8 protein-coding genes and 1 pseudogene are annotated in these 9425 nt (G+C 41.5%); 8 read left to right on the top strand and 1 reads right to left on the bottom strand.

Translation table 11 applies throughout. From position 1 onward, the window contains the following. Positions 1-263, top strand: a pseudogene (locus OCV69_RS09930) (relaxase/mobilization nuclease domain-containing protein); the annotation flags it as partial. Between the two features lie 223 nt (positions 264-486). Here the strand turns inward: OCV69_RS09930 and OCV69_RS09925 are convergent. Next, positions 487-843: a helix-turn-helix domain-containing protein gene (locus tag OCV69_RS09925; RefSeq protein WP_158358878.1), complete on the bottom strand. Its 357-nt coding sequence runs from the start codon at positions 841-843 to the stop codon at positions 487-489. Between the two features lie 259 nt (positions 844-1102). Between OCV69_RS09925 and OCV69_RS09920 the strand changes: the two genes are divergently transcribed. The 7 genes from OCV69_RS09920 to OCV69_RS09890 all read left to right on the top strand — a co-directional run bounded on the left by OCV69_RS09920 (position 1103) and on the right by OCV69_RS09890 (position 9416). Next, positions 1103-1792: a response regulator transcription factor gene (locus OCV69_RS09920; RefSeq protein ID WP_039959333.1), complete on the top strand. Its 690-nt coding sequence runs from the start codon at positions 1103-1105 to the stop codon at positions 1790-1792. After that, a complete protein-coding gene (locus OCV69_RS09915; protein WP_025532027.1) occupies positions 1789-2820 on the top strand; it encodes a sensor histidine kinase in 1032 nt (343 codons plus the stop codon). Before OCV69_RS09920 ends, OCV69_RS09915 begins: the two co-directional genes overlap by 4 nt. 128 nt (positions 2821-2948) lie before the next feature. Further along, positions 2949-3209 carry a hypothetical protein gene (locus tag OCV69_RS09910; RefSeq protein WP_025532026.1) on the top strand — a complete coding sequence of 87 codons (261 nt, stop codon included), beginning with the start codon at positions 2949-2951 and terminating at the stop codon, positions 3207-3209. Positions 3210-3310: 101 nt separating this feature from the next. Beyond that, positions 3311-5698 (top strand): ABC transporter permease, encoded by a 2388-nt coding sequence (locus tag OCV69_RS09905; RefSeq protein ID WP_158358880.1) that lies wholly within the window; start codon positions 3311-3313, stop codon positions 5696-5698. 118 nt (positions 5699-5816) lie between these two features. Next, complete coding sequence (locus OCV69_RS09900) at positions 5817-6578, top strand: ABC transporter ATP-binding protein (RefSeq protein WP_158358882.1); 762 nt, start codon at positions 5817-5819, stop codon at positions 6576-6578. Next, positions 6575-8632, top strand: coding sequence for an ABC transporter permease family protein (locus tag OCV69_RS09895; protein WP_158358884.1), 2058 nt, complete (start codon positions 6575-6577; stop codon positions 8630-8632). The genes OCV69_RS09900 and OCV69_RS09895 overlap by 4 nt, the downstream gene beginning before the upstream one ends. Positions 8633-8750: 118 nt before the next feature. Then, a complete protein-coding gene (locus OCV69_RS09890) occupies positions 8751-9416 on the top strand; it encodes an ABC transporter ATP-binding protein (RefSeq protein WP_003501940.1) in 666 nt (221 codons plus the stop codon). Positions 9417-9425 lie beyond the last annotated feature (9 nt).

Here is a 9425-nt window from a genome sequence, read left to right as displayed (position 1 = left end):
AGGAGCATGAGGAAGAAATTCTGCTCCACCAGGCTGCTAAGAATGCCTTTGATGAGATGGGCGTCAAGAAGCTGCCCAAGGTCAAAGAGTTGCAGACAGAGTACGCGAAATTGCTGGAAGAAAAGAAAAAGACCTATGCCGAGTACCGGCGTTCCCGTGAGGAAATGCGGGAGCTTTTAACGGCAAAGGCCAATGTAGATCGAGTGCTGAAAATGGAGGTAGAACAGGATGTTGAAAAAGAAAAAGACCACGGCCAGCGATAAGCTGGTCCTGGTCAAAAGCGTTCGCAGAACGCGCAGCCACAGAATGAAATTCTGTGTTCAAAGGGGCTTGGGGGCGCTGCCCTCAACAAGCAAGCGGAGTGGAAAATCACGGAGGGATTTTGCGCTCTGCGGGTCGGTGTGTATTAACACCGGCATTGCTTGCCCCTTTTTACCCGGAAATGAAAGGAGCCAGTGAGGAAACAGTCAAATTTCACTCACCGGCTCAATTCGTTTCAAATTTCTCGGATAGTTCTGTTAGTTCTTTCGCGGTCTCCTGCGTATGGCGCAAGAGGGTTTCACGCATTTCTGATGGACAGCTGCAATAAAGCATCTTCATCTGATTGGCTCCCTCATCTTCTGGTGAAACATCTGGATTGATCAGAGTGTCCAGAGAGAGCGGTAGCACCTTTGCCAATGCCTTCAAAATCAAATAGGACGGGTTTATTTCCCCTTTTTCGATTTTGGCGATTTGCTTTACAGATACATGACTTAGATCCGCAAGTTCTTGTTGTGTCAGGTCTTTTTTCTTTCGGGCTTCCCGCATTTTTTGCCCCAAAGCGGTCAAATCATCAATCGGCATAATCATTCACCTCAAATATATTGTATCGTGCCGATTTACGCAAAGGAATAACCTTATTATGCCTATTGACAGATATGATTATACTGATTTTATGAGAGGGAATAGGGAAAGTGCAGTTGTATCCTTGATGAGCTATGTTACAATGCTAATAGTAAGGAAAAATAAAAAATGTTTTTGATTTTTAGATTTAGGACATTTCTGTAACATTTTGTGTTTATCCTATCAGTATAGCTGAAAAATAAGGAAGGAAGTGAATGTCTTGAAGAAGATTCTAATTGTAGAGGACGATCAGCTTTTGAATCGGACCTTGGCATACAATCTGACCTCTGATGGATATGAGGTCATTTCTGTTTTTAATTTTGACAGCGCAGTAAGAAAGCTGCGCGAAAATGAATTTGATGTGGCACTGTTGGATATTAACCTCCCCGATGGCAGCGGACTGGATCTGTGTGAAGAAATCCGGAATCGCGGTCAGCATACCTATATCATCTTTATCACAGCCAATGATAAGGAGAGCGATATGCTCAAGGGATATGAAGTCGGCGGTGCGGATTATGTGACCAAACCATTTTCTGTGACGGTGCTTTGCAAAAAAGTAGCGGCGGTTTTTGCAAATCTGGAACTGCGGACACCCCGGCATGATCTGTTTGATGATGGCTTTCTGAAAATCGACTTTTCCGAACAAAGTGCGTCCCTTGCCGGAGAATCCCTGGACTTTACACCGAAGGAATACCGCACCCTGTTCCTGTTCGTAAAGAATCCCCGGATTATTCTGACCAAGCGGCAGATTTTAGAGAAGCTGTGGGACATTGATGGGGACTTTGTGGATGAGCATACGCTGACGACGATCATCAGCCGTATCCGCAAAAAAATCGAAACAGACGAGAGGAAATATATTAAGACAGCTTATGGAATGGGCTATCAGTGGATCGGCGGTGAGCCTCGATGAAGCTGCAAAATTTATCTGTCAGGGCATTTTTGAGAAAAATTGTGGCGGGGACTCTGCTCACTGCCGCTTTGCTGCTGTTGATTTTTTTCCTGTTGACGAAAGATGTGCGTGTTGTCATCTGCGGCATTATTTTGACAGCTGCATTTTACATTTGGGGCATGGTTTTTCTGCACTATTTTCAAAAGAAACTTTCTCTGTTCACCGATGGTTTGTGCCAGACATTGGATCACATGATGGACAGTACAGACCGGCCCCAGGTAGACTATGAAGCGGAAACACTGCTGTCTCGGATCAGCCATCGTCTGGAACGGCTCTATAATGTGATGCAGAAAACCAGACATACGGCAGAGGGAGAAAAGGAAGAACTGCAATCCCTGGTATCGGATATTTCCCACCAGACCAAAACCCCCATCGCAAATTTGAAGCTAATCAACGATACGATGCTGACAAGGCCATTGACAGAAGAAAAGCGCAAGGAGTTTTTGCAGGCCACAGGCACACAGCTGGATAAACTGGATTTTCTCATTCAGGGAATGGTGAAAACTTCCCGTCTGGAAACGGGGGTCATTACGCTGGAGAAACAAGATGCTGTGATCGGGGATACGCTGGTGAGCGCCATCAATGGTGTTTTGGCTCCGATGGAACAAAAAGAGATCAGCCTGTCGGTGGACTGCCCATCTGATCTGACAATATCCCATGACAGCCGCTGGACTTCCGAAGCATTGTTTAACATTCTGGATAATGCGGTAAAGTACACCTCTGCCGGTGGCAGCATCCAGGTAAGGGTACGGGATTGGGAAATGTATTTGAGGATAGATGTGACGGATACAGGCAGAGGCATCCCGGAACATTCTCAGGGCACGATCTTCAAACGCTTCTATCGGGATGAAGCGGTGCATGATATAGATGGGGTCGGAATCGGCTTATACCTTGCCCGTGAGATCATTACCATGCAGGGCGGCTATATTACCGTTGAGTCTAAAGTTGGGGAAGGATCAACTTTTTCCGTGTTCCTGCCCATAAAATAATTCTGAGGCAGTCTGTTTTGGCAGGCTGCCTTTTTTGAAAAATTTTTAGAGGACAATGGATTTTAGGACAATTCTGCAACATTTGGGATTTATGCTGACAGCAACATTATGAAATTGGAGGTGGCCTTATGGAAATCACAAAGACATTACTCATCAATGCAGCTTGCTTGCTGATCCCGCCGGTCGTTGTTGTTCTGCTGCTCCGGCACTTCTTTCCAAGAAAAATCAGATGGTCGGCTGGTGTGGTGGCTCTGGTAGATCTGGTGATCTTCTGGACAGATATTTCTTATTATGAGAGCGTTTGGCTGACGCTGTTTTTTGTTGTAATTCAGTTAGCAATGGTTTTGCTTATATCTATCCGGCTTTATAAAAAAGACACACGAAAATGAATTGTCCTAAAATTGAAGCAATTCACCCTTAAACTGTTGAGCCTTTGGGATATTTCTGCAACATTTGGGGGTTAGGATGACAGCGAAAGGAGTGAATGGCTATGACATTACCATTTGAAAATGACACCCGCATCATTATAAATAAATTAGCAAAACGCAATGTATCTTCAAATCGTATTTTTTGCTTTTTTAATGTTTTGACCATTGCGCTAGCAATTAGTTTGATTGTGGGAATCTCCTTATTCCAACAAGGAAGCAAAATTAGTGAACAAAAGATTTTGAATCAAATGCAGCAAGTTACCATCGGGGGGCTTACAGCAGAACAGATAGAAGTTCTGAAAAAAGAACCTGATCTTGAAGATATTGTACCCTATAAGCATAGTGATAGTTTTCTGATGGATGGGATCAAATTTGAAGCGGTTTATATGCCGACTGGTTTTGGAATTATAAAATCCTATGAATTAGTCAGTGGAACCTGTCCAGAACAGTACAATGAAATTGTAATTGATAAAAATGTTCAATTAGAGCTGGGGTATCAGCTAAATATAGGAGATACCATCACTTTACCAACGGCGGGGAGTAAAACAGAGGATTTCATCATTACTGGTTTTACTGATAATGTGGAAACAGGAACATTTTACTTTTATGTCTCCCCAGCGTATGCAGAACAGGGTGTGTTATTATCTGATATTCCATATAGTGCCTTGATTCGTGTAAATGGTGCCACGGAAATGGGACTTATTGATTTTGAGAATACAGTATATCGTCTGGCTTTATCCCAAGACATAAGCAGGAACCAACTTTATTTTAATAGCAAATTCTGTTCCTCACTTATCAGTGGATCAGGAATGGGAGGTGTTCTTTTAGCTACTCTTTTTATTGCATTTTCAAGCGGAATTGTCATATACAGTGTGTTCTACCTTTCGGTATCAAATCAAGTGTCGCAGATTGGACAGCTCAAAACTATTGGCATGACAGAAAAACAAATTAAGCGGATGATTCGTAAAGAGGGGTATCGTTTCTGCCTGTTCGGAATACCTGCCGGTATTACAGTAGGTATCATATTTGCATATTTGTTAGAGCCGAATGGAATAACGATTATCAATGCCATAGCCACAAGTATTTTAGCAATAATATTAGGCATTATCATCGTACAAATTTCCGTATACAAGCCCGCACAAATAGCTTCAAATATTTCCCCTATTGAAGCAACAAAATATGTTGGAAACGATCCAGAACTAAAAGAAAATAGAGTGCAGAATAGGAAAAATCATATTCGGCTCTCACCGTATTCTTTAGCCGTATTGAGCGAAAAGCAGAATCGAAAAAAACACAATCTGACGATTGCCTCGCTTGCAATCGGCGGGATTTTATTTATGGTTGGAGCCACTTTTATATCATCATGGAATCCAGATTCCTTTGCAAGAATGGGGAATTTGGAAGATGGAGAATATTATATTACGATTAACCACAATACATTAGTCAATCCCAAACCGTATGGTATTTCGGAGTATCAAGTTAATACGCCTTTTTCACAAGAACTCATGGAAGAATTGCAACAAATCCCGGAAGTTAAAGAGATTTATGCTACGGAGAGAACCGCAGCCATTATTGAGTATCACGATGAACAATTAGAAATTCCCATTATTCCGATTACACCTGATAATCAGGAGGAAATTTTGAAAACGCTTCCTGTTGATTGGACATACGAAACATTGGTGAAACAAGACGCTATGGTTATATTAGGAACAAGCGTACAGAAAGAAGTCTATCATGCTTGCCCGTCAATAGGAGAAAAAGTGACATTACGATGGTTTGATGGAACTGAACACAGCATAGATGTTTTGATTGCCGGTACTTCCGAAAAAAGTATGAATGAGGGCTTTTATCTTCCAAAAGAAACCATAGAAAAGTTGTGGGGCGATATGGATTTAACAGCTTCCTTAACTTTGTCCGTACCTGAATATGAAAAAGTGGGTAAATCAGTAGAAAGCAAATTAAATAAAATACTGTCCCGACACCCTGATTTGGTAATGGAAACCTTACAAGAGGTAAAAGCATCTTCGGCAAATACGATTCATAATACCAGCGTACAAGTTTATGGGGTATCTGCCTTTGTCATTATGTTTAGCATTTTTAATCTGACAAACACCTTGATTAGTCGTATCAGTACAAGGAGAAAAGAATTTGGAATATTGGAGTCTATCGGTATGACAAAAAAACAGATAAAGAAAATGCTGCTGCATGAAAGTGTCTTACTGATTATTCCATGCTTGATTATTACGGTTGTGGCAGGAACCTTGATGGGTTATTTGTTAGTACGGATATTGTCTGCGAATGGATTAACTTATTTTCAATATGCTCTTCCTTTTATTCCATTACTGATTTACGGTGTCTGCTTAATAATAACACCTATTATAATTTCTGCTATCTGTCTAAAAATTCAATGCAGAAATTCGTTGGTGGAACGGATCAAAATGGCAGACTGATTTTGAAATGTCCGAGCATTGTAACATTTCACCCCCTATTTTCAATGAAATTTTTGGCCACAGCAACATTTCGCGGATCTTTGGGTTTTACAATGACTTTATCAAAGGAGGTTGTGCCATGAACACGAGCAAAAAAATTTTAACGGTTACGGATTTGAAAAAATCTTATATCACAAAGGGAAATACCTATCCTGTTTTGCAGGGAATCAATATGGAGGTCAATCAAGGGGAGTTTATCGCTGTTATGGGGCCATCAGGCAGCGGAAAGACAACTTTGCTTAACATTATATCTGGTTTTCTTTCTGCTGATAGTGGTTCGGTTATGATTGGAGCCGAGAATATGCTGCACACAGACAAAAATAAGCAGGCGGAAATTCGTTCATCAATTTTGGGGTTTATATTTCAGGACTTTATGTTGATAAATGGACTGACAGTACGGGAAAATATTTATCTCCCACAAATCATAGGAAAAAAAGATAATGCGGAAATGGATCAAAAGACGCAAAATTTGCTTGATACATTTGGAATCGCGGAAATTGCTGAAAAATATCCTAACGAATTATCTGGCGGACAAAAGCAAAGAGTTGCAGTTGCGAGAGCTTTGTCAAATACACCTTTGCTTATTTTAGCAGATGAACCAACGGGAAATCTGGATTCTAAATCAAGTGCTGCGGTAATTGAATCATTTTTGCTGGCAAAGGAAAAGATGAACGCTACAATTTTAATGGTAACACATGACGCCATCGCTGCGTCTTACGCTGACCGCGTGGTAGCACTATCAGATGGTAAGATCGTAAAAGAATTGTTGCGTACTGTGGAACCACGCCAGTTTATGAATGAAATTTTAGATTTTCTGAAAGTGGTGGAGGTGAGCAGATGACTTTGAATGAAATAGCCAAAAAGCTGATCCGGCAAAATAAGGGGCGCTATCTGATATTAAGCCTCTCCATCTGCTTTGCAATCCTTATGACAGGGGCTTATGGAGTTTTGCTGTTCAGCCCTGCAATCACAGATGTACTTATGACAGACGGTTCCACTTATTTGATTGCACTTGGTATGTATGGGATCACAGTACTTGGCATTGTTGTATTTCTTTTTTACGCAAATTCCATTTTTATGAAATTCCAAATGGGTGAAATAGGAATCTTTCTTTCCCTTGGTATGCCACCGAAAGCAGTCACTAAAATGCACAATAAACAGTTTGATCTTGTTTTCGCCTTTAGTGGTGTGATAGGAGTTGTCCTATCCATTCCGTTTGCATTTGCTGTATGGTCTTTTTTAACACTGTTTCTCTCCTATACAGACCATACTTTTACGATTGGATGGCAGGGAATTTTTATTGCCATACTGATTTGGATTTCCGCATGGGGGATTTTGCGGTTGAAAAATACAATCTCCTTATCAAAGGCAGATGTGATTAAAATTCTCCATTCTTCCTCTGAAAATGAAGAAGTAAAAGGCGCAAAACCGATACTTGGATTGTTGGGATTGTTTGCAATTCCTATGGGCGTGATTTTGTTTAACATAACCGCTGTAATAGATGGACTAAAAACTATCTCAATGCTTTTTCTGGTAATCAGCTTGATAGGGGGTTACTTATTGACAGCGCAGATTACAACGATTGGAACACTGGTAAAACGCTTTTTTCCAAAAGCATACAGAAAAAATATCCTTTTTTATAATCTGGTGCGGCAGAAAGGAAATCAATATACCTTATCCTTATTTGTTTCTTCTTTACTAATCGCACTGACTGTTTTTTCAATCTGCTTTAACGGGAGTAGTTTTCTGGAGCTTCATTATCAAGTAAAAGAAGATCCCTATGATTATGCAGTCTTGACGACAGGTGAACAGCAAAAAGATTTGGATGAAAGTACCATCCGTTTGATGGCGGAAGAACATAATATATCCACTTCTGACTGGCATAGTCTGGATATGCTTCTGATTGGCAGGGAACATCAATATCAGGAAAAAGAAAAAAATGAATGGGGGCCGGAATTTGTTATATCTCAATCCAGCTTTGAAGATTTGACTGGGCAAACTTTGTCCTTGCCTGAAAACGGGTTCGGGTATTTTGAAGATTCGGATAATGCTACATTTCAGACATTTTCAAATGAACAGGGAAATTTTTATAACCCGTCTGTTCATAAAGAATTTCATCTGACTAAGACATCTCTGATTTCAGAGGAAAATATCGTCAACAATTCCACCCAGATCAGCTATTTTTTGATTTTGAATGATAAGACATTTCAAGAATTGAAAAATAGTCTGGGGCCGGATTACCAGTTTCGGTACTATCTCTTTAATGGAGATCACCCGGAAAACAGCAAAGCATTTCAAGATGAACTGTTAGGAAAAATCGTTACATTAAACAACGGAGAAATTTTTGACAGTTATCAAGAGGCTGCTGTTCAGGATAAGATCAGCGGGTATTCAGATGTGATTATTCCCTATGCGGGAAATGAGCTTTATGCAGCAAGGCAATGGGATTTTTACCCTTATGCAAAGGCTACCCAGCTTGATATACTTCTGGAATCGGGTTCTGTCTATTTGCTTTTGATTTTCTTTATTGCAATTATAGCATTTGTTTCAGCTTCAATGATTATGTGCCTGAAAATTGCAGGAACAATCCTGCAAGATCAGGAGAGTTACCAGCGGGCAGTATATTTAGGGTTGAAAGAACGGGATTTGAAAAAAATGATTCGGAAGCAGATTGCGCTAATCTATTTTTTCCCTACCTTTTGCGGAAGTATTACGGCCATATTTATGATTAACCGCTTTATGGCTGTATCCTCGGTAACACACATATCAGCAATTACGGTATTAGCCGTGTTGTTATCAGTGGTGGTAGTGATTATTCAGATAATTGCTTTTGGAGTGCTTCAGCGGAGAATGACAGCAGTTGCTACGAAAGCAGTTTACGAGAAAAATTATTAGATTGAATTGTCCTAAAATTGAAGCAATTCACCATAGATTTTCATACCCTTTAGGACAATTCTGCAACATTTGCCCTTTACCCTATACTCAACAAATATAAGAAAGGCAGGTAACTGTTATGAAAATTTTGCAGACAACTGATCTTAAAAAATACTACGGCACAGAGCCGAACATTACCCGCGCCCTGGATGGCGTGAACTTCTCTGTGGAGGAGGGCGAATTTGTGGCGGTGGTCGGCACTTCCGGCTCCGGTAAGTCCACCCTGCTTCACATGATGGGCGGTCTGGACACACCCACCTCCGGCAGCGTGATGGTGCGGGATAAGGAGCTGGCGAAGATGAACGATGAGCAGCTTACTATCTTCCGCCGCCGCAATATCGGCTTTATTTTCCAGAACTACAATCTGGTGCCGATCCTAAATGTCCATGAGAACATCGTCCTGCCGGTGGAGCTGGATGGGGATACGGTGGATCAGAAATTCATGGCGGATGTGGTGTCCATGCTGGGACTGGAGGATAAGCTGAAGAATATGCCAAACAACCTCTCCGGTGGCCAGCAGCAGCGTGTGGCTATCGCCCGCGCTCTGGTGTCAAAGCCCGCTATCGTCCTTGCCGATGAACCCACCGGAAACCTGGACAGCAGGACCAGCGCCGATGTGCTGGGGCTTTTGCAGAGAACAAGCCGTGAATTTAACCAGACGCTGGTAATGATCACACATAATGATGCCATTGCCCAGCTTGCAGACCGTATCGTGCGGATTGAGGATGGCAAAATCGTTGGATAAAGGAGGTGG

Source organism: Alitiscatomonas aceti (assembly GCF_025567195.1).
GTDB lineage: Bacteria > Bacillota > Clostridia > Lachnospirales > Lachnospiraceae > Alitiscatomonas > Alitiscatomonas aceti.
This window is presented reverse-complemented; position numbering and strand designations above follow the sequence as displayed.